Here is a 26,282-nt window from a genome sequence, read left to right as displayed (position 1 = left end):
CCGTCAGGCCAGACTGTCCCGCCACGCCCGGTGCAGATCGGCGAACCGGCCCGTGCCCGCGATCAGTTCGGCCGGGGAGCCGTCCTCCACGATCCGGCCGTGCTCCATGACCAGCACCCGGTCGGCGATCTCCACCGTCGACAGCCGGTGCGCGATGACCACCGCCGTACGGCCCTTGAGCACCGTCGCCATCGCCCGCTGCACCGCCCGCTCACCCGGAAGGTCCAGCGAGCTGGTCGCCTCGTCGAGGATCAGCACCGCCGGGTCGGCGAGCAACGCCCGGGCGAACGCTACCAGTTGGCGCTGACCTGCGGAGATCCGGCCACCCCGCTTGCGTACGTCGGTGTCGTAGCCGTCGGGCAGCGCGCTGATGAAGTCGTGGGCGCCGATCGCCTTCGCGGCCCGCTCGATCTCCTCCCGGCCGGCCTGCGGGCGCCCGATGGCGATGTTGTCGGCGACCGTGCCGGAGAACAGGAACGCCTCCTGCGTCACCATCACCACCCCGCGCCGCAGCTCGGGCACGGCCAGGTCGCGCAGGTCGGTGCCGTCCAGCAGGACCCGCCCGTCGGAGGGGTCGTAGAACCGGGCGAGCAGCTTGGCCAGGGTCGACTTGCCGGCGCCGGTGGAGCCGACGACCGCGACGGTCTGCCCGGCGGGGATCGTCAGGTCGAAGCGGGGCAGCACCTCGCCGCCGGTGCGGTAGCCGAAGCGGACGCCGTCGAAGACGACCTCGCGGCCGGGGTGCTCCGACTTCGGCGAGGGCAGCTCCTTCGGCGCCGACGGCTCCGGCACGGACGGCGTCTGCGCCAGCAGACCCGCGATCTTCTCCAGGGAGGCGCCCGCCGACTGGGCCGAGTTCAGGAACATGCCGAGCCGGTCGATCGGGTCGTACAGGCGGCGCAGATACAGCACCGCCGCCGCCAGCACGCCCAGCGCCAGCGTGCCGTCCGCGACCCGGTAGGCGCCCCACAGCACGATGCCGGCGACGGCGGTGTTGGCCACCAGCCGGGAGCCGACCACATAGCGGGCCATCTCCAGCAGCGCGTCGCCGTTGGTGCGCTCGTGCCGCCGGTTGAGGACGGCGAAGGCGGCGTCGTTGGCGGCCTCGCGGCGGAAGGCGCGCACCGGCCGGATGCCGTTCATCGTCTCCACGAACTTCACGATCACGGCGGCGATCGCCGTGGACCGCTGCCGGTAGACCCGCCCCGCGCGCCGCTGGTAGAGCCGGACCAGCCCGTACAGCGGCACGAACGACGCCACCGCCACACCGCCGAGCCCGAGGTCCAGCCAGAGCAGCAGCGCCGCGATGTAGACGAAGGAGAGGACGACCGTGACCAGTTCCTGGAGGCCCTCGTCGAGCAGCTCGCGCAGGGACTCGACGTCCGTGGTGGAGCGGGAGATCAGCCGGCCCGAGGTGTAGCGCTCGTGGAAGTCGACGCTGAGCGCCTGCGCGTGCCGGAAGATGCGGCCCCGCAGGTCCAGCAGCACGTCCTGGTTGACGCGGGCGGAGGCGGTGATGAACGCGTACTGGAGCCCGCCGCCCGCCAGCGCGCACAGCAGATAGCCGGCGCCCACCGCGATCAGCGGCCCGTGGTCCCGGTCGCGGAACGCCGGGACCGCGTGGTCGATGGCGTACGCCACCAGCAGCGGGCCGGCCTGCACGGCCGCCTGCTGGAGCAGCAGGATCAGGGTGGTGAGCGCGACCCGGGCCTTCAGCGGCGCCAGCAGGGAGCGCAGCAGCGCACCGGTGGCGCCCGGCGGTGTGGGCAGGACGTCGCGGTCGAAGGGGTCGCCGGCCGTGGGCGCCTCGCCGGCAGGCGGCTGTTGCGGGGGCGCGGTCGTCGCGGGCGCCGTCATCGGTCCTCCTCCTGCCCGGACATCAGATGGGCGTACTCGGCGTTGCCGCGCAGCAGTTCCTGGTGGGTGCCGACGGCCGTGATCCGGCCGCCGGAGAGCAGGGCGACGCGGTCGGCGAGCAGCACGGTGGACGGACGGTGCGCGACGATCAGCGCGGTGGTGTCGGCGAGCACCCGGCGCAGCGCGGCCTCGACGGCGGCCTCGGTGTGCACGTCCAGCGCGGACAGCGGGTCGTCCAGGACGAGGAAGCCCGGCTGCCCGACCACGGCCCGCGCCAGCGCCAGCCGCTGCCGCTGCCCGCCGGACAGGCTCAGGCCCTGCTCGCCGACCTGGGTGGCGGTGCCCTGCGGCAGGGCGTGCACGAAGTCGGCCTGGGCGACGGACAGGGCGCGCTCCAGGTCGGCCCCGCCCGCGCCCTCGCCGGCGCCCATCAGCACGTTCTCCCCGACGCTCGCCGAGAACAGGGTGGGCTCCTCGAAGGCGACGGCGACCTTGGCGCGCAGCTCCTCACGGGGCATGGCCGCGATGTCCTCGCCGTCCAGCGTGATCCGCCCCGAGGTCACCTCGTGCAGCCGCGGGATCAGCGCGGTGAGCGTCGTCTTGCCGCTTCCGGTCGCGCCGACGAGGGCGAGTGACTCGCCGGAGCGGATGTGCAGGTCGACTCCGTCGAGGACGGGAGGGGAGGCGGGATCGGCGTCGGGGTAACGGAACCGGACGTTCTCGAACCGGATGCCGTCGGGGGCTTCGGCGCGCCCACGGGTGCGCGGCGCGGCGCCGCCAGGTGCCGTCCCCCGTGCCCGAACGGGCCGGGCGGTGTCCCCGGCGCCCGCCGCTACGGCCGCCCCGGCGCCCGCCGCTACGGCCGCCCCGGCGCCCGCCGCTACGGCCGCCCCGGCGGCACGAGCACCCGCAGCCGTGCCGGTGTCGGACTCCGGCTCGGCGTCCAGCACCTCGAAGTACCGCTCCGTGGCCGTCGCCGCCTCCTGGCTCATCGCCAGCAGGAACCCGATCGACTCCACCGGCCATCGCAGCGCCAGCGCCGTGGACAGGAACGCCACCAGCGTGCCCGCCGACAGCGCCCCGTCGGCGACCTGCACCGCGCCGACCACCAGCGCCGCCCCGATCGCGATCTCCGGCAGTGTCACGATGACCGCCCAGAGGGACGCCAGCAGCCGTGCCTTGCGCAGCTCCGTGCCCCGCAGCGTCTTCGACAGGTCGCGGAACGCCCGCGCCTGGCTGCGGTGCCGCCCGAACCCCTTGATGATCCGGATGCCGAGCACGCTCTCCTCGACCACCGTCGTCAGATCACCGACCTGGTCCTGGGCGAGCCGGGCCACCTCGGCGTACCGCTTCTCGAAGTACACGCACAGCACCAGCACCGGCACGGCGGGCCCCAGGATCACCAGGCCCAGCGTCCAGTCCTGCACCAGCATGATGGCCACACCGACGACGATCGTCACGCCGTTGACCAGCAGGAACGTCAGCGGAAAGGCGAGGAACAGACGCAGCAGCATCAGATCCGTCGTGCCGCGCGACAGCAACTGCCCCGAGGGCCAGCGGTCGTGGAAGGCTACCGGCAGCCGCTGGAGATGCCGGTACAGAGCCGCCCGCATCGACGCCTCGACCCCGGCCAGCGGCCGGGCGACCAGCCACCGCCGCAGCCCGAACAGCAGCGCCTCCCCGATGCCGAGGAGCAGCACGTACAGCGCGCCCAGCCAGACGCCCGCCGGGTCCCGGTCGGCGACCGGACCGTCCACCAGCCACTTCAGGACGAGCGGGATCACCAGGCCCACGCAGGAGGCGAGGATCGCGACGAACGCCGCGGTGACCAGCCGGGCCCGCACGGGCCGCACGTACGGCCACAGCCGCAGCAACGTGCGGACGGCGGACCGGTCTTCGGCGGGCAGGGGGCCGGCGGGCGCGGGTGTCGTGGGCATCAGCAGTGAGAGTACGGATCGCCACTGACACTGCCCACCGAGTTTTGGCCGGACCGCGGTCGGCCGATGGTCCTACGACCTGCCCGTTCGCATCACCGCGCGCGCCGGGCGCGAGCCGGTGCGCGCCCGCACGCCGGACGGTGCCCCGGCCCCCTCACCGCGCCTTCGAGAGCGGCACCGTTCGCTTCGGCCCGTCACCGCGCCTTCAGCAGCAGTACCGTCCGCCCCGGCACCGTGACCTCCGCGCCCGCCGGGTGGGTCTCGCCCGGCGCCTCGCCCTGCTCCTCCCGGCCGGTGTCCACCACCACCTCGTAGCGCTCCGCCCACGGCGGGCCCGGCAGCACGAAGCGCACCGGTCCCTCACCCGCGTGCAGTACGGCGAGGAAACTGTCGTCGACGATCGGCGCCCCCCGCTCGTCCCGGCCCGGGATGTCCCGCCCGGACAGATACATGCCCAGCGTGGCGGCGGGCGCGTACCAGTCCCGCTCCTCCATCTCCGTGCCCCGCGAGGTGAACCAGGCCAGGTCGCGCAGGCCGTCCGCCGAGTGCGCCCGGCCGGAGAAGAAGGCCCGGCGGCGCAGCACGGGATGCTCGTGACGCAGCCGGATCAGCCGGCAGGTCAGCTCGAACAGCGCCCGCCAGCCCGGCTCCTGGAGCAGGCTCCAGTCCACCCAGCTGATCTCGTTGTCCTGGCAGTAGGCGTTGTTGTTGCCCCGCTGGGTGCGGCCCAGCTCGTCGCCCGCGACCAGCATCGGCACGCCCGTCGACAGCAGCAGCGTGGTCAGCAGGTTCCGCAGCTGCCGGCGGCGCAGGGCCAGCACCTGCTCGTCGTCGGTCTCGCCCTCCGCGCCGCAGTTGAAGGCCCGGTTGTCGTCCGTGCCGTCCCGGTTGCCCTCGCCGTTGGCCTCGTTGTGCTTGCGCTCGTAGCTCACCAGGTCGCGCAGGGTGAAGCCGTCGTGCGCGGTGACGAAGTTGACCGACGCGTACGGCCGCCGCCCGCCCCACGCGTACAGGTCGCTGGAGCCCGACAGCCGGTAGCCCATCTCCCGCACGTCGGGCAGGGCGTGCCGCCAGAAGTCCCGCACGGCGTTGCGGTATCGGTCGTTCCACTCCGTCCACAGGGGCGGGAACGCACCCACCTGGTAACCGCCGGAGCCGACGTCCCAGGGCTCGGCGATCAGCTTCACCCGCCGCAGCACCGGGTCCTGGGCGATGACGGCGAGGAACGGCGAGAGCATGTCGACGTCGTGCATCGAGCGGGCCAGCGCCGCCGCCAGGTCGAAGCGGAAGCCGTCCACGCCCATCTCGGTCACCCAGTAGCGCAGCGAGTCCGTGATCAGGCGCAGCACATGCGGCTGGACGACGTGCAGGGTGTTGCCGCAGCCGGTGTAGTCGGCGTATCTGCGCGCGTCCGGCTGGAGCCGGTAGTAGCCGCGGTTGTCGATGCCCTTCAGCGACAGCATCGGGCCCAGTTCGCCCGCCTCCGCCGTGTGGTTGTAGACGACGTCGAGGACGACCTCGATGCCGGCCGCGTGCAGGGCGCGCACCATCCGCTTGAACTCGCCGACCTGCTCGCCGCGGGTGCCGGAGGCGGCGTAGGCGGCGTGCGGGGCGAAGTAGCCGATGGAGTTGTAGCCCCAGTAGTTCCTCAGGCCCCGCCGCAGCAGATGGTCCTCGTGCGCGAACTGGTGCACCGGCAGCAGCTCCACCGCCGTGACGCCCAGGTTCACCAGGTGCTCGATCGCCGCCGGGTGGGCGAGTCCGGCGTACGTGCCGCGCAGGTGTTCGGGGATGCCCGGGTGCAGCCGGGTGAAGCCGCGCACGTGCAGCTCGTAGATGACCGAGTCGGCCCACGGGGTCTTGGGCCGGTGGTCGTCCGCCCAGTCGTCGTCGTCATGGACGACCACGCCCTTGGGCACGTACGGGGCCGAGTCGCGGTCGTCGCGCACGGTGTCGGCCACATGCTGCTCCGGCCAGTCCCGTACGTGCCCGTACACCTCCGGCGGCAGCCGGAAGTCGCCGTCCACCGCGCGCGCGTACGGGTCGAGCAGCAGCTTCGCCGGGTTCCAGCGGGCGCCGGTCCAAGGGTCCCAGCGGCCGTGCACCCGGTAGCCGTAGCGCCGGCCGGGCAGCACGCCCGGCACGAAGCCGTGCCAGATCTCGTGCGTCAGCTCGGTGAGCCGGACCCGGCGCTCGGCGCCGTCGTCGTCGAACAGGCACAGGTCGACCGCCTCGGCACCGCCCGCCCACAGGGCGAAGTTGGTGCCCGCCACCCCGTCCGGGCCGGTCCGGAACCGGGCACCGAGCGGCACCGGCGTGCCCGGCCACGCGGGCACGGCCGGGGGCGGCGCGGCCCGCCGCACGCCGTTGACGACGGCGGCGGACGGCCGTCCGTCCTCGGCGGCCCGATCGCCGGCCACCGCCTCCTGCTCGGCTGCGCTGGACACCTGTCAGCCTCCCGCGGCTCGTGGAACGAACCCCGAAGCAGAGCGCACGGCGTCCCGGCCGCGGCTCCCCGTCGCGTCGTCCTCCCCACAGTTCTGCCCACCGCTTGGCTCGCACTCACGTTTCCCCAGGACGCACCCGTCGTTACCGGTGGATGTGAGGCACGTAACTGGGCGCGCGCGGCGCGCGGGGGCCGCACTGGCCGCCGTACTGACATGGGCGGGACTGCTGGCCGGGGCCGTCGGCTGCACCTCGGACGGCACCGGGATCGGCGACGTGTTCGGCAAGCCCCCCGGCCCCGGGGAAGCCATCCGGATCACCCCCGACGACGGCAGCAAGGCGGTGCGACCCGGCCGGAAGCTGTCCGTCCGGGTGACCGAGGGGCGGCTGGAGTCGGTGAAGGTCGTCAGGTCGCAGGACGCCCGGGACACCCCGGTGCCGGGCCGGATCTCCGCCGACGGCCGGCGTTGGGTGCCGGACGACGAGCGGCTCGCGCTCGCCGCGAAGTACACGGTCGACGCGGTCGCCCTGGACGGCGACGGCCGCCGCTCGGCCCGGCACGCCACCTTCACGACGTACGTCCCCGAGGAGCGCTTCATCGGCTACGTCGCCCCCGAGGACCGCTCCGTCGTCGGCACCGGAATGATCGTCTCCCTGGAGTTCAACCGGGAGATCACCGACCGGGCCGCCGTCGAGCGCGCCGTGACCGTGACCGCCGAGCCGGCCGTCGAGGTCCGCCCGCACTGGTTCGGCAAGGACCGGCTCGACTTCCGCCCCGAGCACTACTGGAAGCCCGGCACCGAGGTCACCGTCGGCCTGCGCCTGCGGGACGTCGAAGGGGCGCCCGGGGTGTACGGGCTCCAGCACCGGACGTTCTCCTTCACCGTCGGCCGCAGCCAGGTCTCCGTGGTCGACGCGGCCCGCAAGACCATGAAGGTCCGCCGGGACGGCGAACTGGTGGCCACCGTGCCGGTCACCGCGGGCGCTCCGAAGACCACCACCTACAACGGCAGGATGGTGGTGACCGAGATGCTCGACGTCACCCGCATGAACAGCCGCACGGTCGGCTTCGGCGGCGAGTACGACATCCCGGACGTGCCGCACGCCATGCGCCTGACCTACTCGGGCACCTTCCTGCACGGCAACTACTGGGCGGACGAGGACGTCTTCGGCCGGGACAACGTCAGCCACGGCTGCATCGGCCTGCGCGACGTCAAGGGCGGCGGCGCGGACACCCCGGCGGGCTGGTTCTTCGACCGCAGCCTCGTCGGCGACGTCGTCGAGGTGGTCGGCAGCAAGGACCGGACGGTGGCGCCGGACAACGGGCTCGGCGGCTGGAACATGAGCTGGAAGAAGTGGAAGGCCGGCAGCGCGATCACATGACGGCGGGTCGCGCGCGAGTGATCGTCCGGCGCCGAACTCGGTACGGAACAGTGACAATCTCCCCGGGATCCACGCCCCTGGCCTGCGGATACCATGCGCTTCTGCGCACTGCGGCGCACAGGGGAGGGGGCCTCACCGGGCCCGGCGAGGGGAGACGACTTGAACGTGCGTCCGATATCGGAGGCGTCGGCCGGCATACGGGGACGGGGAAGAAGGCTGTCGGCGCTGGCGGTCGGGGCGCTGCTGCTGGCGGTGACCGCGTGCGGCGGGGGCGGAACCGGCCCGGGGGCGGGCGACGGCAAGGCGAAGGGGGGCGCCGGCTCCACCGCGGCGCAGAGCAAGCAGTCCGAGGCCGTCGTGAGCATCGCCCCGAAGGACGGTGCCGAGTCCGTCGACACCAGCGGTGCCCTCAAGGTCTCCGCCACCAAGGGCAAGCTCACCGAGGTCGTCGTCAAGGACGGCGACGGCGAGCGGATCGAGGGCGAGCTGTCCGGCGACGGCACCACCTGGACGCCGTCCACCCACCTGGCGGCCGCCACCACCTACACCGTGCACGCGGTCGCCAAGGACTCCGCGGGACGCACCGCCGCGGAGGACTCCCGCTTCACCACCCTGACGCCGAAGAACACCTTCATCGGGCACTTCACCCCCGAGGACGGTTCGAAGGTCGGCGTCGGCATGCCGTTCTCCCTCCGCTTCACCCGCGGCATCACCAACCCCGAGGACGTCGAGAAGGCCATCCGCATCAGGACCGAGCCCGCCGTCGAGGTCGAGGGCCACTGGTTCGGCAACGACCGCCTCGACTTCCGGCCCGAGAAGTACTGGAAGGCCGGCACCAAGGTCACCGTCGACCTCAACCTCGACGGCGTCGAGGGCCGCGACGGCGTCTACGGCGAGCAGGACAAGACCGTCTCCTTCACCGTCGGCCGCAGCCAGGTCTCCGTCGTCGACGTCAAGAAGCTGACGATGACGGTCGAACGGGACGGCAAGGTCGTCAAGACGATCCCGGTCACCACCGGCAAGGCCGGCATGGAGACCTGGAACGGCCAGATGGTCGTCAGCGAACGGCTGGCGGTGACCCGGATGAACGGCGAGACCGTCGGCTACGGCGGCGAGTACGACATCAAGGACGTCCCGCACGCCATGCGCCTGACCACCTCCGGCACCTTCATCCACGGCAACTACTGGGGCGGCGACGCCTTCGGCAACTACAACGCCAGCCACGGCTGCATCGGCCTGCGCGACGTGCGCGGCGGCTGGGACGAGAAGGCGCCCGGCGCCTGGTTCTTCGAGAACTCGATGATCGGCGACGTGGTCGTCGTGAAGAACTCCAACGACGCCACCGTGGCCCCGGACAACGGGCTCAACGGCTGGAACATGCCGTGGGAGCGGTGGAAGGCCTGAGCCCTCCCCACGACAGCACGGCCCCGGTGCCCTCGATGTGAGGTACGGCACCGGGGCCGACGCCGTTAGTGGCCGTTAACCTGCTGGCATGACCGTACATCTGGAAGTGGCCGACGGCGTCGGCACGCTGCGCCTGGACCGTCCGCCCATGAACGCGCTGGACATCGCGACGCAGGACCGGCTCAAGGAACTCGCCGAGGAGGCCACCCGGCGCGAGGACGTGCGCGCCGTGGTGATCTACGGCGGCGAGAAGGTGTTCGCCGCGGGTGCGGACATCAAGGAGATGCAGGTGATGGACCACGCGGCGATGGTCCTGCGCGCCCGCGCCCTCCAGGACTCGTTCACCGCGGTGGCCCGCATCCCCAAGCCGGTGGTGGCCGCGGTCACCGGGTACGCGCTCGGTGGCGGCTGCGAGCTGGCGCTCTGCGCCGACTTCCGTATCGCCGGGGAGAACGCCAGGCTGGGCCAGCCGGAGATCCTGCTCGGGCTGATCCCGGGCGCGGGCGGCACCCAGCGCCTGTCCCGGCTGGTCGGCCCGTCCAAGGCCAAGGACCTGATCTTCACGGGCCGGCAGGTCAGGGCCGACGAGGCGCTGGCCATCGGCCTGGTGGACCGGGTGGTCCCGGCCGCCGAGGTGTACGAGCAGGCCCACGCCTGGGCCGCGCGCCTGGCGCAGGGACCGGCGATCGCGCTGCGCGCGGCGAAGGAGGCGGTCGACACCGGCCTGGAGACCGACATCGACACCGGCCTCGCGGTCGAACGGAACTGGTTCGCGGGACTGTTCGCCACCGAGGACCGGGAACGCGGGATGCGCAGCTTCGTCGAGGAGGGCCCGGGCAAGGCCAAGTTCCTCTGAGTTGACGCGATGTCTGATACGGGTCCCTCGATGGAGCGGTTTATGGCAGCCTTAACGCAACCTTAAGTCTGCTGCGTCGAGGGAGCCCGTCGATTGCCCCCAGCCGAGCCGAAGCCGCAGGTCGGCAAGGTTTCAGCCGACCCTGAGATGCCTGTGGCATATGTCGAAGGACTCGACCGGAATGAAGGCTTCCGGGGGGTGTATTCCCCGGGAACCGCCCCGGAGCGCCTCGTTGACGGCCATCATGGTGGCATGGCGGGGCTGGAGGGTACGGAACAGCCGCGGGGAGCCGGACGTGCGGCCGCGGCGCGCTGGTCGCCGGCGGTCGAGGACGAACGGGCGCTGAAGGCGCTGGAGTTGTTCGGCAACCCGACGGAGGACGAGGTTCCGTTACCGTCCCGTCCCGAGTCCGCGGCCACCGCCCGCCGGCTGGCCCAGGTGGTGATCCTGCGGCAGTGGGGATTCCCGCCCAGACTGGCGGAGGACGCCGTCCTCCTCGTCTCGGAACTCGTGGGCAACGCCGTCCGGCACACCGGCGCACGCGTCTTCGGCCTGCGCATGCGGCGCCGGCCCGGCTGGGTCCGGATCGAGGTCCGCGACCCCTCCCGCGGGCTGCCGTGCCTGATGCCGGTGCAGGACCTGGACATCAGCGGACGCGGCCTCTTCCTCGTCGACAAGCTGTCCGACCGCTGGGGGGTCGACCTGCTGCCGCGCGGCAAGACCACGTGGTTCGAGATGCGCGTCGCGGACCGCTAGCCGGCGTCCACCGGCCCGGCCGCCGCACCGCCGGACAACGGCATCTCCCGCAGGGGTGAGCGGAGTTCACCAACACGCCACCCAAGGGTGACGGTCCACCGTCCGCCGCCGCGGACCCGTGATCGTACTCACCATGATCACCACTCGTCTGCGGCGCCGCTCCGCCGCCGCCGTCCTGTCCCTCGCGGCCGTCCTCACCACCTCGGCCGCCACGCCCACCGGGACCACGCCCACCGGGACCACGGCCCCCGCGAAGGCCGTCGCGCCGGCCTGCCCCACCTTCGACGACAAGCTCAAGGCCGCCGCCGACCGCCGCGTCGACCTCGGCCGCATCACCCCGGAACCCGTCTGGCGCACCACCTGCGGCACCCTCTACCGCAGCGACAGCCGGGGCCCCGCGGTCGTCTTCCAGCAGGGCTTCCACCCCAAGGACGTGGTCAACGGCCAGTACGACCTGGAGAAGTACGTCCTGGTCAACCAGCCCTCGCCGTACGTGTCCACGACCTACGACCACGACCTGTACAAGAAGTGGTGGAAGGCGGGCCACAACTACTACATCGACGCCCCCGGCGGCATCGACGTCAACAAGACCATCGGCGACTCCCACAAGTACGCCGACCAGCAGGAGGTCGCCTTCCCCGGCGGCATCGACCGGCAGTACATCATCGGCGTCTGCCCGGTCGACAAGGAGACCAAGGTCGAGATCATGGGCGAGTGCGAGAGCAACCCGCACTACAAGCCCTGGCACTGACCCGCCCACGCCGCCCTACCGGGGGCTGAGCAGCGCCTCCGACCCCACCGGCAGATACCCGGCCGCCCGGAACGCCCGCAGGCTGCGGGCGTTCCCCGCGGACACCTGCGCCCACACGGGCTCGCCCCCGGCGAGCTGCCGGGCCGCCGTCGCCAGGGCCCGCCCCAGCCCCCGGTGCCGTACGTCCTCCGCCACCTCGACGGCGACCTCCAGCCGCCCGGCGATCCCGCGCCCCAGCACCAGGACACCGCCGTCGGCCGTCCACACCCGCACGTCGTCGCGGCGCCGCCGCGAGCTGACCACCCGGGGGTGGGCGGGGTCCCCGACCTCCTCCAGCGCCACCTGCGGCTCCCCCTCCAGCGGGGCCGCCACCGTCATGACGTCGATCGTGTCGCAGCCGCGCCCGGTCCGCTCCATGAAGGCCGCCAGGAACCGCGGGTTCATCGTCGCGGCCAGGGCATCGCAGTCCAGTGCGCGCAGCGTCGCGCGCACCCACTCGGGGTCCTCGTCCGTGAAGACCACCGAGTGCGCGGTGAAGGCCAGCACCCCCGCGTCACGCCCGCAGCACTGCGGCACCACGGTGGTGCCGCCGTCCGCCGGCGGGAACACCCCGCGCGCCGCCGCCTCCAGGACATCCCGCAGCCTGCCCGTCACCACGACCTCCCCGACCCCCTGCCGCCCGCCTGGGCGTCCGGCCATACCGTTAGTCTGACCTGCGTCAGTAGGACGATCGAAGCATGAAATGAGGGGCGGATCGGTGGCGGACATCGAAGAAGCACGCAAGCAGTTCGACCGGATCGACGCCGACGGCGACGGCTACATCACCCCGGCGGAGTTCAAGGCCGCCCTCGCCCAGGGCGGCGACTGGAACGTCACCGAGTCCGTCGCGGAGGCCATCATCAACAGCCGCGACCTCGACGGCGACAAGCAGATGTCCTTCGACGAGTTCTGGACGTACCTGAACAAGTGACGCCCGGCTGACGACGCTTGCCGGGGGCGCGCCTCGCGCAGCCCCCGGCCCACGTCCGCAGTACCGCCCCGGTCGCGCCGTCGGCCGCGTTCCGGTCCGGTGGGTCGTCGGGGCCCGCTGTCAGCACTCGATGATGTTGACCGCCAGCCCGCCCCGCGCCGTCTCCTTGTACTTCACGGACATGTCGGCGCCGGTGTCCTTCATGGTCTTGATGACCTTGTCCAGGGACACCTTGTGGCTGCCGTCGCCGCGCATCGCCATCCGGGCCGCGGTCACCGCCTTGACGGCGGCCATGCCGTTGCGTTCGATGCACGGGATCTGGACCAGGCCGCCGACCGGGTCGCAGGTCAGGCCGAGGTTGTGCTCCATGCCGATCTCGGCGGCGTTCTCCACCTGCTCGGGGCTGCCGCCCAGCACCTCGGCGAGCGCGCCCGCCGCCATCGAGCAGGCCGAGCCGACCTCGCCCTGGCAGCCGACCTCGGCGCCGGAGATGGAGGCGTTCTCCTTGAACAGCATGCCGATCGCGCCGGCGGCGAGCAGGAAGCGGATCACGCCCTCCTCGTCGGCGCCGGGCACGAAGTTCATGTAGTAGTGCAGCACCGCCGGGATGATCCCCGCCGCGCCGTTGGTGGGGGCGGTGACGACCCGGCCGCCGGCGGCGTTCTCCTCGTTCACCGCCATCGCGTAGAGGGTGATCCACTCCATGGCGAGAGCCTGCGGGTCGCCCTCGGAGCGCAGCTTGCGGGCGGTGTTGGCGGCGCGCCGGCGGACCTTCAGGCCGCCCGGCAGGATGCCCTCGCGGGACATGCCGCGCGAGACGCACTCGCGCATGACCCGCCAGATCTCCAGCAGCCCCTCGCGGATCTCGTCCTCGCTGCGCCAGGCCCGCTCGTTCTCCAGCATCAGGGCGGAGATGGACAGGCCCGTCTCCCGGGTCAGGCGCAGCAGCTCGTCACCGGTGCGGAAGGGGTACTTCAGCACGGTGTCGTCGAGCTTGATGCGGTCGGCGCCGACCGCGTCCTCGTCGACGACGAAGCCGCCGCCCACCGAGTAGTAGGTCTTCGACAGCAGCTCGGTGCCCTCGGCGTCGTACGCCCACAGGGTCATGCCGTTGGCGTGGTAGGGGAGGGCCTTGCGGCGGTGCAGGACCATGTCCTCGTCGAAGGAGAACGGGATCTCGTGCTCGCCGAGGAGGCTGAGGCGCCCCGCGGTCCGGATCGTCTCGACGCGTTCGTCGGCCGTCTCCACGTCCACCGTGCGCGGTGAGTCGCCCTCCAGGCCGAGCAGCACCGCCTTGGGCGTGCCGTGGCCGTGGCCGGTGGCGCCGAGGGAGCCGTACAGCTCGGCCCGTACCTTCGCGGCCGAGGTCAGCAGCTCCTCGTTGCGCAGCCGCCGGGCGAACATGCGGGCCGCGCGCATCGGGCCGACCGTGTGGGAGCTGGACGGGCCGATGCCGATCGAGAACAGGTCGAAGACCGAGATGGCCACGGTGACTCCTCAATACGGGGGTGGTGCAGAGGGGGAGGCGGTGCGGGGCGCAGGCGCTCGCTTGTGGCGGCCCTGCGCCCCGACAGCCTGTTCGTTACTTGTTCAGACCCGGGTACAGCGGGTGCTTGTCGGCCAGGGCCTTCACCCGGGCCTTGAGGGCCTCGGCGTCGTGGGACGGCTTGAGGGCCTCGGCGATCACGTCCGCGACCTCGGCGAAGTCCTCGGCGGTGAAGCCGCGGGTCGCCAGGGCCGGCGTGCCGATGCGCAGACCGGAGGTCACCATCGGCGGACGCGGGTCGTTCGGCACGGCGTTGCGGTTGACCGTGATGCCGACCTCGTGGAGACGGTCCTCGGCCTGCTGGCCGTCCAGCTCCGAGTCGCGCAGGTCGACCAGGACCAGGTGGACGTCCGTGCCGCCGGTGAGGACGGAGACGCCCGCGGCCTTCGCGTCGTCCCGCACCAGGCGCTCGGCCAGGATGCGGGCCCCCTCCAGCGTACGACGCTGGCGCTCGGCGAAGTCCTCGCTCGCGGCGACCTTGAAGGCGACCGCCTTCGCGGCGACCACATGCTCCAGCGGACCACCCTGCTGACCGGGGAAGACGGCCGAGTTGATCTTCTTGGCGAGGTCGGCCGTGCTCAGGATCACACCGCCGCGCGGGCCGCCCAGCGTCTTGTGGGTGGTGGTCGTCACCACGTGGGCGTGCGGCACCGGGTTCGGGTGCAGACCCGCCGCGACCAGACCGGCGAAGTGCGCCATGTCGACCATCAGGTACGCGCCGACCTCGTCGGCGATCCGGCGGAACTCGGCGAAGTCCAGCTGCCGCGGGTAGGCGGACCAGCCGGCCACGATCAGCTTCGGCCGGGACTCCTTGGCCAGCCGCTCCACCTCGGCCATGTCGACGAGGCCGTCGTCGCCGACGTGGTAGGCGACGACGTTGTACAGCTTGCCGGAGAAGTTGATCTTCATGCCGTGGGTCAGGTGCCCGCCGTGGGCGAGGTTCAGACCCATGATCGTGTCGCCGGGCTTGAGCAGCGCGAACATCGCGGCCGCGTTGGCCTGGGCGCCGGAGTGCGGCTGCACGTTGGCGTGCTCGGCGCCGAACAGCGCCTTGATCCGGTCGATGGCGATCTGCTCGACCACGTCGACGTGCTCGCAGCCGCCGTAGTAGCGGCGGCCCGGATAGCCCTCGGCGTACTTGTTGGTCAGGACCGAGCCCTGGGCCTCCATCACCGCGACCGGCGCGAAGTTCTCGGAGGCGATCATCTCCAGGGTGGACTGCTGGCGGTCCAGCTCGGCGTCGACGGCGGCGGCGACGTCGGGGTCGAGCTCGTGCAGGGGGGTGTTCAGGACGGACATCGGCGTGACTCCTCAGCCGGCGGCGTAGGCGGTGTACTCGTCGGCGGAGAGCAGGTCGGCCGGCTCCTCGGTGACGCGCACCTTGAACAGCCAGCCGCCCTCGAAGGGCGCGGAGTTCACCAGTGACGGGTCGCTGACGACGTCCTCGTTGACCTCGGTGATCTCACCGGAGACGGGGGAGTACAGGTCGGACACGGACTTCGTCGACTCCAGCTCGCCGCAGGTCTCGCCCGCGGACACGGTGTCGCCGACCTCGGGGAGCTGGACGAAGACGACGTCACCGAGCGCGTTGGCCGCGTGCTCCGTGATGCCGACCGTCGAGACGCCGTCCTCGGCGGCCGACAGCCACTCGTGCTCCTTGCTGTAGCGCAGCTGCTGGGGGTTGCTCATGGCCTGAATTCTCCTGTACGCGGGAAAAATGCTGGTGAGTGGGGGTGTGACGGGTCGGAACCGCGGTCACCGGTGATGAGCGGGACACCTGCGGGGCGGCGCCGGGCGGACCGTACGCCGGTACCCCGCGGGCCCAGTGTCTACTTCTGGCGCTTGTAGAACGGCAGCGCCACGACCTCGTACGGTTCGTGGCTGCCTCGGATGTCCACGCCCACCCCGGGCGTGCCCGGCGCCGCGTGCGCGGCGTCGACGTACGCCATCGCGATCGGCTTGCCCAGCGTCGGCGACGGCGCGCCCGAGGTGACCTCGCCGATCACCTCGCCGCCGGCCACGACCGCGTACCCGGCGCGCGGCACCCGGCGGCCCTCGGCGACCAGGCCCACCAGGACCCGGGGCGGCTGCGAGGCGGCGCGCTCGGCGGCCTCGGCCAGCGCCGCGCGGCCCACGAAGTCGCCTTCCTTCTCGAACTTGACCACCCGACCGAGGCCGGCGTCGAACGGGGTCAGCGAGGTCGTCAGCTCGTGCCCGTACAGCGGCATGCCCGCCTCCAGGCGCAGCGTGTCCCGGCAGGACAGGCCGCAGGGGACCAGGCCGGCCGTCTCGCCCGCCTTGGTCAGCGCCTGCCACAGCTCCACGGCGTGCTCCGGCTTCACGAACAGCTCGAAGCCGTCCTCGCCGGTGTAGCCGGTGCGGGCGATCAGCGCCGGGACGCCGGCCACGGTGCCGGGCAGGCCCGCGTAGTACTTCAGCCCGTCCAGGTCGGCGTCGGTCAGGCTCTTGACGATCCCCGGCGACTCCGGGCCCTGCACGGCGAGCAGCGCGTAGGCGTCCCGGTCGTCGCGCACCTCGGCGTCGAAGCCGGCGGCGCGCTCGGTCAGCGCGTCCAGCACCACCTGGGCGTTGGAGGCGTTGGCGACCACCATGTACTCGGTGTCCGCCAGCCGGTAGACGATCAGGTCGTCCAGGATGCCGCCGTCCTCGCGGCAGATCATGGTGTAGCGGGCGCGGCCGGGCTTGACGCCGCCGATGTTGCCGACCAGCGCGTAGTCCAGCAGCGCGGCGGCCCCCGGGCCGGTGACGGTGATCTCGCCCATGTGCGAGAGGTCGAAGAGACCGGCCCGGGTGCGCACGGCGGTGTGCTCGTCGCGTTCGGAGCCGTAGCGCAGCGGCATGTCCCAGCCGGCGAAGTCGGTCATGGTCGCGCCGAGCGAACGATGCACGGCATCGAGCGCGGTGCGGCGGGGTTCGGTACTGCTCATCGGTCGGTCGTCTCCCAGGGCATGACGCGAAACGGGCGAGGTGAGTCCTCCCCATCTGTCATCGGAACCTGAGAGGTTCGCCATGACCGCCGTCGGGCGGGCGGCCAGGACTTGCACCTTGGGTGGGGCCGCCGCGGCGGCCCGCTTTTCAGATGTGCCTCGCCCGCGCGGTAACGGGGCCTGAGAGATTCAAGGGAGGGACTTGCTCCTTCGGCGCCCCAGCACGAGTACGACGACTGGCTGGGAACTCTCCCGCGCGGATTCAAACGGCCGGTATGCAGTTGGCGGGCACATCATTGCACGCATCGTCCGCTCGTGGCAGAGCAAGCTCTTTGTGACCGGGTTGTGGCAGCACGCACACGAAAGCGCGAGACTCCCGCATTACCTTCTCTTTACACTCGACGGGGACGGGAACGCGTGAACCGCCCCAGGGGAGGACGATCACGGTGAACAGGACCACGGCGTACGCCACGACCTCGGGGCTGGCGCTGCCCAAGCAGCCCGCCGCCCCGGCCCGCCGGGCGTGCGCCGACCAGAGCGCACCCGTCGTCCGCGACCTGCGGGAGAGGGCCGGCCGCAGTCCGCGCGCCCTGCTGTTCGGGCCCGGCGACGTCGTCGTGGTCACGGGCCTGCCCGGCAGCGGCAAGTCCACGCTGATGCGGCGCACGGTGCGCGGCGTGCGCATCGACTCCCAGGACACCCGCGACCGCTGGGACCGCCGCACGCCCCGCCTGCTGCCGTACGCCCTCTACCGCCCCCTGGTCCGGCTCGCCCACTACGCCGGGCTGCGCCGCGCGCTGCGCTCCGGCGAGGGCGTCGTCGTCCACGACTGCGGCACCCAGGCCTGGGTGCGGGCCTGGCTGGCCCGGGAGGCGCGCCGCCGGGGCACCGGCCTGCACCTGCTGCTGCTCGACGTGAGCGCCGAGGCGGCCCTGGCCGGACAGCGCGAGCGCGGCCGGGGCGTCTCCCGGTACGCCTTCCGCCGGCACCGCGCGGCCACCGACCGTCTGCTGCGCTCCGCCGCCGAGGGCGTCCTGCCGCGGGGCTGTGCCTCGGCCGTCCTGCTCGACCGCCCGGCGGCGGACACCCTGCGCCGCATCGGCTTCACCGGCTGACATCCGCGGGGGCGCCCGCGAGGCCTGCGGGGCGCGCCCGGCGCGCGGGGCGTGCTCGGCGCGCGGGGCCGGCGGGCGTCCGCGGAGGTTCGGGACCGGCGGCGGGGCCGGTCGCAGGGGGCGGCGGCGTCCGCGGAGGGTGCGGGGCCGGCGGGTGTACGGGCGACGGGGGCGCCGGCGGCCTCGCGGGTTAGCCTTTTCTGCCACAGCAGCGGTTCGACCAGGCGGTAGGAGAAGATGGACTTCCCAGCTGGCTCCCCGGACTTCCCGGACCCCTCGGGGTTCCCGGGCGCCCCGGCGGGCTTCCCGGCGCAGGCGCACCCCCAGCCGCACGGCGGATGGCCGGGCAACGAGCTGGAGGAGGTGCTGTCGGCCGCCCTCGGCGCGCCGTCCGCCGGCGGCCGTGTCGTCGAGGTGCTCGGACGCAGCTTCGTCTGGGTGCCGCTGCCGTCCGGCGGCGGCCCGGACAGCGGACCGCTGGACCTGCCCGGCATGGAGATCGAAGGCCAGGCCTACGTCCCGGTGTTCAGCTCCGAGGAGCAGTTCCGCCAGGTCGCCGGGGCGCACATGGCGTACGCCATCGCCCCCGCCGCGGAGTTCGCCCGCGGGCTGCCCCCGCAGGTCGGCATCATCGTGAACCCGGAGGGCACGGTCGGCATACCCCTGCCGCCGCCCGCCGTCGCCGAGCTGTGCCGGGCGGGCCGCACCCCGCTGGACGGCCCGGCGGGCGGCGGCCGGGTCCGGCTGTTCGAACCGGACTGGCAGGACGACCCGGTCGGCTTCCTCTCCGCCGCCTCCGCCGAATTCGACGCCGTCGGCGTGGTCCGCACCGCCCGCCGCTGCCTCGCCGCGATCGAGACCGCCGACCCGGTCCTGTTCGTCGGCGTCGAACTGACGCACTGGGAGGGCGACGCCCGCGCGCTGCCGCTCGAGGCCCTGGGCCGCGCCCTGGCCGGGGCCCCCGCACCGTGGCCGGTCAACCTGGTCCTCCTGGAGGCCGCCGAGGACCCGGTCTGCACCTGGCTGCGGGAGCGGGTACGCCCCTTCTACGAACGGCGCTCGTGAACGCGCACCCGCCCGCGCACAAGTGAACCCGAGCTCCGAGGCGCCCCCCGGTCCGCGGAGCCACTTAAGCTGGTTTCATAACCGGGGAGACCTCCAGGAGGGGCGATACACGTGAGCGCCAGCGGCACCGCGACCGGCCAGGTCGAGCACATGCTGCGCCAGGTGACGCCCGGGCGCTACGACGCCTACGAGGCGCTCCTGCGCGCCCTCGCGACCCCCGCCTCCGGCCAGGTGTGGATGCTGCTGTGGCACGGCCAGGCCGGCTCCCCGGACGCCCAGTACGGCCGCATGGAGGTCGACGGGGCCGGCTACGCCCCCTGCGTGACCTCCGCCCAGGAGCTGTCCGCCAGCGGCTGGAACCGCTCGTACGAGGTGGTCGACGGCCTGGAAGTGGCCCGCGCCCTCTACCCCGACCACTACGGCCTGTGGCTCAACCCGCACGCACCCGGCGGCGGCGTCGGCATCCCCTGGCTCGATCTGCGCCGCATCGCCACCGGACTGGACCGCCAGCCCGCCGGGCCCCTGCGGCTGTCCGAACCGGCCATCGAGATCCCGCAGTTCTACGCCCTGCTCACCCAGAACGCCCACCGCACCCCGGCCGTCCGGTCGCTGCGCCGCGCCTGGGTGCAGCCGGCCCTCGGAGCGCCGTATCTCGCCATCGGCCTGGACGTGTACGACACCTCCCCGCCGGCCGTGGACGCGGTACGCGCGATGATGCAGCAGTCCATCGGCGCCGTCCCCGACGGGCTGCCGGTGTCCACGGTGGCGATGTCCGACGCGTACGACCCGGTCGCCCTGTGGCTGCGGGCCAACGCCCGGCCCTTCTACGACCGCGAGGCCCACGGCGCCGCCCCCGCCGGCGGCTACGGATATCCGCCGGCGCCCGGCCACCAGCCCGGCGCCGCCGCCCCCGGTGCCTACTGACCGTCCGCTCCTCGGACGGCTCCGGCGGGACCCGCCGCATTTCGGGACGCCCCGGCCTGACCGCGTGTGACCTGCGAACTCCTTTCCGTGTCAGCCGAGTTAACCGCCCACACCCTTGATGTACCGGAAGCATCCGATTTATCGAGTGTTCAGATCTCAGGTAGGTATCACCGCTATCCGGACTGTTCTCCGGGGCGTGTCCCGTCTGTAGTGTTCAGGCGGTCAACAATGCATTCCCTTCAGCGGAACCCGGAGTGGCCTCCCTATGCGCATATCCAGATCCCGCGCCGCCAGGGCGATCACGGCCGCGTTGGCGGTCGGCCTGATCGCCACCGGCTGTGCCAGTGAACGAGACAAGGAAGACTCGAAGGGCGACAAGGACACGTTCGTGTTCGGTGCCCCGGGTGACCCCGCGTCGCTGGACCCGGCCCTCGCGAGCGATGGCGAGACCTTCCGGGTCACCCGCCAGGCCTTCGAAGCGCTCATCGAGCACGAGCCCGGTGGCACGAAGCTCGTCGGCGGCCTCGCCGAGAGCTGGGAGAGCAACGACAAGGGCACGGTCTGGACCTTCAACCTGCGCAAGGGTGTGAAGTTCCACGACGGCGAGACGTTCAACGCCGCCGCCGTGTGCGCCAACTACGACCACTGGTTCAACTGGACGGGCACCTACCAGTCCAGCGCGGTGTCGTACTACTGGCAGAAGATCATGGGCGGCTTCGCCAAGAACGAGGACCCCGAGACGCCCGAGGCGAACTACAAGTCCTGCACCGCCAAGGACGAGAACACCGCCGTCATCGAGGTCAAGAAGCCGTCGGCGAACCTGCCCGGCGGGTTCTCGCTCCAGGCCCTGGCCATCCACTCGCCGAAGGCCATCAAGGAGTACGAGAAGCAGGAGGCGAAGGCCGCCGGCGACGCCATCTCGTACCCCAAGTACAGCCAGGAGGCCGGGCTCGTCGCCGGCACCGGCCCGTACAAGATCGCGAAGTGGAACAAGGGCAACAAGGAAGTCACCCTCACCCGCTTCGACGACTACTGGGGCGACAAGGCCAAGGTGAAGAACCTGGTCTTCCGCACCATCGACACCGAGGACGGCCGCCGCCAGGCGCTCCAGGCCGGTGACATCGACGGCTACGACCTGGTCTCGCCGGCCGACGTCAAGACCCTGGAGAACGAGGGCTTCCAGGTCCCGACCCGTGGTGTCTTCAACCTCCTCTACCTCGGCATGACGCAGGAGAAGAACCCCGCGCTGAAGAAGAAGGAGGTCCGCGAGGCGATCGCGCACGCCATCGACCGGGAGAACCTCGTCAAGACCCAGCTGCCCGAGGGCGGCAAGGTGGCCACGCAGTTCATGCCGGACACCGTCGCGGGCTTCTCCGAGAACGTGAAGAAGTACCCCTTCGACACGGCCAAGGCCAAGCAGCTCCTCGGTGACGCCGGCGAGAGCGGCCTGAAGATCGACTTCTGCTACCCGACCGAGGTCACCCGCCCGTACATGCCTGCCCCGCAGGACCTGTTCGAGCTGATGAAGGCCGACCTGGAGAAGGCCGGCATCACGGTCAACCCCAAGCCCATGAAGTGGACCCCGGACTACGTGGACGCCACCGAGGCGGGTGCCTGCCCGCTGTACATGCTGGGCTGGACCGGTGACTTCAACGACGGCTACAACTTCATCGGCACCTGGTTCGCCCACTACGACAAGGCGTGGGGCTTCAAGAACGACAAGGTGTTCGAGGCGGTGAACGCCGGTTCCGAGTTCGCCGACCCGGCGCAGCGCACCGACGCGTACAAGAAGGCCAACGAGGCGATCATGGACTACCTGCCGGGTCTGCCGATCTCCTCGTCCCCGCCGGCCATCGCGTTCGGCAAGGACGTCAACCCGCCGAAGGTCTCCCCGCTGACGCAGGAGAACTTCGCGGAAGTCTCCTTCAAGTAAGCGGAAAGACAGGCATCACCCACGGGTCCGTTCGGCTGCTGCACCTCGGCGGCCGGGCGGACCCGTTCATGAAGGCACACTCGTAAGAAAGGGGCATGCGGGGTGTTGCGTCTCGTCGTACGACGACTGCTCCAACTCATTCCCACCCTGCTCGGCCTGTCGGTCCTGCTGTTCCTCTGGCTCAACCGACTGCCCGGCGGACCCGCCTCAGCGATCCTGGGGGAGAAGGCCACCGCGGCCGAAGTGGCACGCATCAACCGTGCCCTGGGGCTCGACGAGCCCCTGCACGTGCAGTACTGGCGCTTCCTGAAGCGGATCGCCGAACTCGACCTGGGGACCTCGACGCAGACCGGGCAACCGGTCTGGGAGGAGTTCACCCTGCGTTTCCCGGCCACGGTCGAACTGTCCGTGACCGCCATGATCATCGCGATCGCGGTCGGCGTCCCGCTGGGCTACTTCGCCGCCCGCAACCGGGGCGGCTGGCTGGACGTCACCGCCGTCTCCGGCTCGCTCGTCGGCATCTGCATCCCGGTGTTCTTCCTGGCGCTCATCCTCAAGGGCGTCTTCGCGGTCAACCTGGGGCTCTTCCCCAGCTACGGCCGGCAGTCCACCGGCATCGACGCCACCGACGTGACCGGCTTCGCCATTCTGGACGGCATCCTCACCGGGGAGTTCGACGCCTCCCTGGACGCGCTCCATCACCTGATCCTGCCCGCCATCACGCTGGCCTCCATCCCGCTCGCCGTGATCGTGCGCATGACCCGCGCCAGCGTCCTGGAGGTGCTGGGCGAGGACTACGTCCGCACCGCCGAATCCAAGGGTCTGCGGCGGCGCGTGGTGCGTGAGCGGCACGTGATGCGCAACGCCATGCTGCCGGTGGTCACCGCGGTCGGTCTGCTGACCGGATCGCTGCTGTCGGGCGCCGTCCTCACCGAGTCCGTCTTCTCCTTCGGCGGGATCGGCTCCTTCATCCGGACCGCGATCGACGGCCGTGACTATCCGGTCCTGGTCGGCTTCATCATGTTCATCGCGATCACGTACGTCCTGATCAACCTGCTGGTGGACGTGGCGTACAGCCTCATCGACCCGAGAGTGCGGGTGCACTGACGTGAGCACCACCAAAACCGAGAAGATCCAGCGCCTCGCGGAGCTCACCGCACACAACGAGTCCACGACCGGCGCCAGCCTGTGGCGGGAGGCCTTCCGCCGGCTGAAGTCCAGCAAGATGGCGATCATCGGCGCCGCCATCATCGCCGTGTTCGTCGTCCTCGCCGTCATCGGCCCCTGGGTGGCGCCCTACGCCCCCACGGCACAGACCTGGCGCGGTGAAGTCCTGGTGAACCAGGGCCAGTTCGTCGGCCCGCGCGGTGACAACTGGTTCGGCCTGGACCACCTGGGCCGGGACATGTTCTCCCGCATGCTGGTCGGTGCCCGGCAGACGCTGCTCGTCGGTGTCGTGGCGACCCTGATCGGACTGACCGTCGGCTTCCTCATCGGCGGCCTCTCGGGCGCCGCCGCCACGCTGGGCGGCGAGCCCGGCAAGCGGCTGGACTCGCTGATCATGCGCGTCATCGACATGATGCTGGCGCTGCCCTCCCTGCTGCTGGCCGTGTCCGTCGCCGCCGTCATGGGCCAGTCCCTGACCACGGTGATGATCGCCGTCGGTGTCGTCCAGGTGCCGATCTTCGCCCGGCTGCTGCGCGGCTCGATGCTCGCCCAGGGCGGCACCGACTACGTCCTGGCCGCCCGTGCCCTCGGCGTGCGCCGCCGCCGCATCGTCGTCACGCAGATCATGCCGAACTCGCTGAGCCCGGTGATCGTGCAGGCGACGCTCTCGCTGGCCACCGCGATCATCGAGGCCGCCGCGCTGTCGTACCTGGGGCTCGGCAACCCCGACCCGTCGGTCCCGGAGTGGGGCGTCATGCTGGCCCAGGCCCAGCGCTTCTTCGACAACGCGCCGATGATGGCCGTCTACCCGGCGGTCGGCATCATCATCACCGCCCTCGGCTTCACCCTGCTCGGCGAGGCCATGCGGGAAGCCCTCGACCCGAAGCTGCGGAGCTGAACCACCATGCCACTTCTCTCAGTCGACGAACTGACCGTCACCTTCGGCGGACAGCACGGCCGCAAGGCCTCCCGCGCGGTCGACGGCGTGTCCTTCTCCGTCGACCAGGGCCAGGTCGTGGGACTGGTCGGCGAGTCCGGCTGCGGCAAGTCCGTCACCTCCCTGGCGCTGATGGGCCTGCTGCCCCGCAAGGGCGTCGAGACCGGCGGCCGGGCCGACTTCGACGGCACCGACCTGCTCACCATGAGCCCCAAGGCGCTGCGCGACCTGCGGGGCAGCCGCATGGCCATGATCTTCCAGGACCCGCTGTCCTCCCTGAACCCGGTCGTCCCGATCGGCGTCCAGGTCACCGAGATCCTGGAACGGCACCGCGGGTTGAAGGGCGAGCCCGCCCGCAAGGAGGCGGCCCACCTGCTGGACCGGGTCGGCATCCCCGACCCGACCCGGCGGCTCAAGGAGTACCCGCACCAGATGTCCGGCGGCATGCGCCAGCGGGCGCTGATCGCCATGGCGGTGGCGTGCGCCCCGAAGCTGCTGATCGCCGACGAGCCCACCACGGCGCTCGACGTGACGATCCAGGCACAGATCCTGGAACTGCTCAAGGAACTGGTCGACCAGGAGGGCACCGCCCTGCTGATGATCACCCACGACCTGGGCGTGGTCGCCGGGCTCTGCGACGAGGTCAACGTCCTCTACGCGGGCAAGGTCGTGGAGTCCGCCGGGCGCCGCGAGCTGTTCGCCCACCCCACTCACCCGTACGCGCACGGGCTGCTGGGCTCCATCCCCCGCCTGGACGCGCCGCGCGGCGAGGCGCTCACCCCGGTCAGGGGCTCCATCAACGACCGGATCGCCTGGGCCGACGGCTGTGCCTTCGCCCCGCGCTGCGACCGCTACGAGGTGGACTGCCTGAACGGCACCCCCGCCCTGACCGAGCCCCGCGCGGCCGGGCACCAGGTGCGGTGCGTCCACCCCGTACTCGACGACGCACGGGCCGAGGAGGTCCCCGCATGAGCCTGCTCGAACTGGACGGAGTCAAGGTCCACTTCCCGGTCAAGAAGGGCGTCCTCTTCGACCGCACCGTCGGCCACGTGCACGCCGTCGACGGCGTCTCGCTCAAGGTCGAGGCCGGCGAGACCTACGGCCTGGTCGGCGAGTCGGGCTGCGGCAAGACCACCCTCGGCCGGGCGGTGCTGCGCCTGGTGCCCATCACCGAGGGCGGGGTCGTCCTCGACGGCACCGACCTGGCCAAGCTGCCCGACGAGGAGATGCGCCGCTTCCGGCGCCGCCTCCAGATGGTCTTCCAGGACCCGCTGGGCTCCCTCAACCCCCGCCAGAACATCGAGTCGATCCTCACCGAGGGCATGCTCGCCCACGGCATCGGCGCCACCCAGGAGGAGCGCCGGGAGAAGATCAAGGCGATCCTGGCCAAGGTGGGGCTGCCCGCCAACGCCCTCTCGCGCTACCCGCACGAGTTCTCCGGTGGCCAGCGCCAGCGCATCGGCATCGCCCGCGCCCTGGTGCTGGAACCCGACGTGATCATCTGCGACGAGCCGGTCTCCGCGCTGGACGTGTCCATCCAGGCCCAGGTGATCAACCTGCTGGAGGAGCTCCAGGAGGAGCTGGGCCTGACCTATGTGGTGATCGCCCACGACCTCGCCGTGGTCCGGCACATCTCCGACGTGATCGGCGTGATGTACCTGGGCGCCCTGGTGGAGGAGGCGCCGAGCGACGCCCTGTACGCCGAGCCGCGGCACCCGTACACCAAGGCCCTGATGTCGGCGGTGCCGGTTCCCGACCCGGACGTCGAGGACGCGCGCGAGCGGATCCTGCTCACCGGGGACCTGCCCTCGCCGGCGAACCCGCCCACCGGCTGCCGTTTCCACACCCGTTGCCCGTGGGTGCAGGAGACGCTCTGCGCGACCGACCGGCCCGAGCTCACCGACGTCGGCGGCGGCCACCGGGTGGCCTGCCACTACGCCGCCGAGATCGCGGCCGGCACGCTGCGGCGGACCACCGGCGAGGTGGTGTCGGCCGCGCGCGAGAACGTGGCGGACCACACGCCGTCCGACGCGTCCCCGGGCGAGCCGGAGCCGAAGCCGGAGCCCGTGAAGGTGCCGAAGCAGTCCGGGGGCGAGGCGGAGAAGCCCCAGGAGGCGGAGAAGGCCGCGGACGCCTCGGACGAGGGCGAGAAGGCCCAGAAGGCCGGGGAGCCTGAGAAATCCCAGAAGCCTGAGAAGACCGAAGAGGCCGAGAAATCTGCGGAATCTCATGAGGCCCGGAAGGCCGACAAGACGTCCTAGGGTCCGCGCGGTTCCCGTGACGCGGGA

General features: G+C 71.8%; 22 protein-coding genes and 2 riboswitches. Of the genes, 14 read left to right on the top strand and 8 right to left on the bottom strand.

The annotated features are described in order from the left end of the window. Positions 1–3: 3 nt before the first annotated feature. The 3 genes from ACZ45Q_RS31345 to glgX all read right to left on the bottom strand — a co-directional run bounded on the left by ACZ45Q_RS31345 (position 4) and on the right by glgX (position 6,241). Positions 4–1,857: an ABC transporter ATP-binding protein gene (locus ACZ45Q_RS31345; protein ID WP_468267567.1), complete on the bottom strand. Its 1,854-nt coding sequence runs from the start codon at positions 1,855–1,857 to the stop codon at positions 4–6. Continuing rightward, entirely contained in the window at positions 1,854–3,794 is a 1,941-nt protein-coding gene (locus tag ACZ45Q_RS31340; protein WP_468267565.1) for an ABC transporter ATP-binding protein, read from the bottom strand. Before ACZ45Q_RS31340 ends, ACZ45Q_RS31345 begins: the two co-directional genes overlap by 4 nt. 194 nt (positions 3,795–3,988) lie before the next feature. After that, positions 3,989–6,241 carry a glycogen debranching protein GlgX gene (glgX, locus tag ACZ45Q_RS31335; RefSeq protein ID WP_468267563.1) on the bottom strand — a complete coding sequence of 751 codons (2,253 nt, stop codon included), beginning with the start codon at positions 6,239–6,241 and terminating at the stop codon, positions 3,989–3,991. A 154-nt stretch (positions 6,242–6,395) separates the two neighbouring features. Between glgX and ACZ45Q_RS31330 the strand changes: the two genes are divergently transcribed. From ACZ45Q_RS31330 to ACZ45Q_RS31310, 5 genes are all read left to right on the top strand, one after another. After that, positions 6,396–7,622, top strand: a complete 1,227-nt coding sequence (locus tag ACZ45Q_RS31330; protein WP_468267561.1) for a L,D-transpeptidase — start codon at positions 6,396–6,398, stop codon at positions 7,620–7,622. A 159-nt stretch (positions 7,623–7,781) separates the two neighbouring features. Further along, positions 7,782–9,026, top strand: coding sequence for a L,D-transpeptidase (locus tag ACZ45Q_RS31325; protein ID WP_468267559.1), 1,245 nt, complete (start codon positions 7,782–7,784; stop codon positions 9,024–9,026). Positions 9,027–9,114: 88 nt separating this feature from the next. Next, the gene (locus ACZ45Q_RS31320) at positions 9,115–9,882 is read left to right on the top strand and encodes an enoyl-CoA hydratase/isomerase family protein (protein ID WP_468267557.1); all 768 of its coding nucleotides are present in this window, start codon (positions 9,115–9,117) and stop codon (positions 9,880–9,882) included. Between the two features lie 252 nt (positions 9,883–10,134). Continuing rightward, entirely contained in the window at positions 10,135–10,638 is a 504-nt protein-coding gene (locus ACZ45Q_RS31315) for an ATP-binding protein (protein ID WP_468267555.1), read from the top strand. Between the two features lie 133 nt (positions 10,639–10,771). Beyond that, positions 10,772–11,389, top strand: coding sequence for an ADP-ribosyltransferase (locus ACZ45Q_RS31310; protein ID WP_468267553.1), 618 nt, complete (start codon positions 10,772–10,774; stop codon positions 11,387–11,389). Between the two features lie 15 nt (positions 11,390–11,404). On the opposite strand, the gene ACZ45Q_RS31305 is transcribed toward ACZ45Q_RS31310, so the two are convergent. Next, positions 11,405–12,088, bottom strand: coding sequence for a GNAT family N-acetyltransferase (locus ACZ45Q_RS31305; protein WP_468267551.1), 684 nt, complete (start codon positions 12,086–12,088; stop codon positions 11,405–11,407). A 58-nt stretch (positions 12,089–12,146) separates the two neighbouring features. Between ACZ45Q_RS31305 and ACZ45Q_RS31300 the strand changes: the two genes are divergently transcribed. Next, complete coding sequence (locus ACZ45Q_RS31300; protein ID WP_468267549.1) at positions 12,147–12,359, top strand: EF-hand domain-containing protein; 213 nt, start codon at positions 12,147–12,149, stop codon at positions 12,357–12,359. A 120-nt stretch (positions 12,360–12,479) separates the two neighbouring features. Here the strand turns inward: ACZ45Q_RS31300 and ACZ45Q_RS31295 are convergent, their stop codons facing one another. The 4 genes from ACZ45Q_RS31295 to gcvT all read right to left on the bottom strand — a co-directional run bounded on the left by ACZ45Q_RS31295 (position 12,480) and on the right by gcvT (position 16,853). Further along, a complete protein-coding gene (locus ACZ45Q_RS31295) occupies positions 12,480–13,847 on the bottom strand; it encodes an L-serine ammonia-lyase (protein WP_468267547.1) in 1,368 nt (455 codons plus the stop codon). Positions 13,848–13,941: 94 nt separating this feature from the next. Beyond that, entirely contained in the window at positions 13,942–15,204 is a 1,263-nt protein-coding gene (gene glyA, locus ACZ45Q_RS31290; protein ID WP_468267545.1) for a serine hydroxymethyltransferase, read from the bottom strand. 12 nt (positions 15,205–15,216) lie between these two features. Further along, positions 15,217–15,594, bottom strand: coding sequence for a glycine cleavage system protein GcvH (gene gcvH, locus ACZ45Q_RS31285; protein ID WP_468267543.1), 378 nt, complete (start codon positions 15,592–15,594; stop codon positions 15,217–15,219). A 140-nt stretch (positions 15,595–15,734) separates the two neighbouring features. Continuing rightward, a complete protein-coding gene (gene gcvT, locus ACZ45Q_RS31280) occupies positions 15,735–16,853 on the bottom strand; it encodes a glycine cleavage system aminomethyltransferase GcvT (protein ID WP_468267541.1) in 1,119 nt (372 codons plus the stop codon). A gap of 45 nt (positions 16,854–16,898) precedes the next feature. Next, a riboswitch (glycine riboswitch) is annotated at positions 16,899–17,011 on the bottom strand. Continuing rightward, positions 17,012–17,118: riboswitch (glycine riboswitch) on the bottom strand. A gap of 181 nt (positions 17,119–17,299) precedes the next feature. Here gcvT and ACZ45Q_RS31275 point away from each other — a divergent pair. From ACZ45Q_RS31275 to ACZ45Q_RS31240, 8 genes are all read left to right on the top strand, one after another. Then, positions 17,300–17,968, top strand: coding sequence for an AAA family ATPase (locus ACZ45Q_RS31275; protein WP_468267539.1), 669 nt, complete (start codon positions 17,300–17,302; stop codon positions 17,966–17,968). Positions 17,969–18,205: 237 nt separating this feature from the next. Then, on the top strand, positions 18,206–19,033 hold the full coding sequence (locus ACZ45Q_RS31270) for an enhanced serine sensitivity protein SseB (protein ID WP_468267537.1): 828 nt from the start codon (positions 18,206–18,208) through the stop codon (positions 19,031–19,033). Between the two features lie 111 nt (positions 19,034–19,144). Further along, positions 19,145–19,957, top strand: a complete 813-nt coding sequence (locus tag ACZ45Q_RS31265; RefSeq protein ID WP_468267535.1) for an enhanced serine sensitivity protein SseB C-terminal domain-containing protein — start codon at positions 19,145–19,147, stop codon at positions 19,955–19,957. 265 nt (positions 19,958–20,222) lie between these two features. Next, the gene (locus ACZ45Q_RS31260; protein WP_468267533.1) at positions 20,223–21,890 is read left to right on the top strand and encodes an ABC transporter substrate-binding protein; all 1,668 of its coding nucleotides are present in this window, start codon (positions 20,223–20,225) and stop codon (positions 21,888–21,890) included. A gap of 102 nt (positions 21,891–21,992) precedes the next feature. Continuing rightward, on the top strand, positions 21,993–22,997 hold the full coding sequence (locus tag ACZ45Q_RS31255) for an ABC transporter permease (RefSeq protein WP_468267531.1): 1,005 nt from the start codon (positions 21,993–21,995) through the stop codon (positions 22,995–22,997). A gap of 1 nt (position 22,998) precedes the next feature. Next, positions 22,999–23,955 carry an ABC transporter permease gene (locus tag ACZ45Q_RS31250; protein WP_468267529.1) on the top strand — a complete coding sequence of 319 codons (957 nt, stop codon included), beginning with the start codon at positions 22,999–23,001 and terminating at the stop codon, positions 23,953–23,955. Positions 23,956–23,961: 6 nt separating this feature from the next. Next, entirely contained in the window at positions 23,962–24,966 is a 1,005-nt protein-coding gene (locus tag ACZ45Q_RS31245; RefSeq protein WP_468267527.1) for an ABC transporter ATP-binding protein, read from the top strand. After that, the gene (locus ACZ45Q_RS31240) at positions 24,963–26,255 is read left to right on the top strand and encodes an ABC transporter ATP-binding protein (RefSeq protein WP_468267525.1); all 1,293 of its coding nucleotides are present in this window, start codon (positions 24,963–24,965) and stop codon (positions 26,253–26,255) included. Before ACZ45Q_RS31245 ends, ACZ45Q_RS31240 begins: the two co-directional genes overlap by 4 nt. Positions 26,256–26,282 lie beyond the last annotated feature (27 nt).

The sequence above is a fragment of the Streptomyces sp. NPDC031049 genome (assembly GCF_055571015.1).
This window is presented reverse-complemented; position numbering and strand designations above follow the sequence as displayed.

Bases quoted from the DNA above. Each gene is read 5' to 3' on its own strand.
- ACZ45Q_RS31345 (WP_468267567.1), bottom strand. From the start codon at position 1,857: ATGACGGCGCCCGCGACGACCGCGCCCCCGCAACAGCCGCCTGCCGGC.
- ACZ45Q_RS31340 (WP_468267565.1), bottom strand. From the start codon at position 3,794: ATGCCCACGACACCCGCGCCCGCCGGCCCCCTGCCCGCCGAAGACCGG.
- ACZ45Q_RS31320 (WP_468267557.1), top strand. From the start codon at position 9,115: ATGACCGTACATCTGGAAGTGGCCGACGGCGTCGGCACGCTGCGCCTG.
- ACZ45Q_RS31315 (WP_468267555.1), top strand. From the start codon at position 10,135: ATGGCGGGGCTGGAGGGTACGGAACAGCCGCGGGGAGCCGGACGTGCG.
- ACZ45Q_RS31310 (WP_468267553.1), top strand. From the start codon at position 10,772: ATGATCACCACTCGTCTGCGGCGCCGCTCCGCCGCCGCCGTCCTGTCC.
- ACZ45Q_RS31305 (WP_468267551.1), bottom strand. From the start codon at position 12,088: ATGGCCGGACGCCCAGGCGGGCGGCAGGGGGTCGGGGAGGTCGTGGTG.
- glyA (WP_468267545.1), bottom strand. From the start codon at position 15,204: ATGTCCGTCCTGAACACCCCCCTGCACGAGCTCGACCCCGACGTCGCC.
- gcvH (WP_468267543.1), bottom strand. From the start codon at position 15,594: ATGAGCAACCCCCAGCAGCTGCGCTACAGCAAGGAGCACGAGTGGCTG.
- gcvT (WP_468267541.1), bottom strand. From the start codon at position 16,853: ATGAGCAGTACCGAACCCCGCCGCACCGCGCTCGATGCCGTGCATCGT.
- ACZ45Q_RS31270 (WP_468267537.1), top strand. From the start codon at position 18,206: ATGGACTTCCCAGCTGGCTCCCCGGACTTCCCGGACCCCTCGGGGTTC.
- ACZ45Q_RS31260 (WP_468267533.1), top strand. From the start codon at position 20,223: ATGCGCATATCCAGATCCCGCGCCGCCAGGGCGATCACGGCCGCGTTG.
- ACZ45Q_RS31245 (WP_468267527.1), top strand. From the start codon at position 23,962: ATGCCACTTCTCTCAGTCGACGAACTGACCGTCACCTTCGGCGGACAG.
- ACZ45Q_RS31240 (WP_468267525.1), top strand. From the start codon at position 24,963: ATGAGCCTGCTCGAACTGGACGGAGTCAAGGTCCACTTCCCGGTCAAG.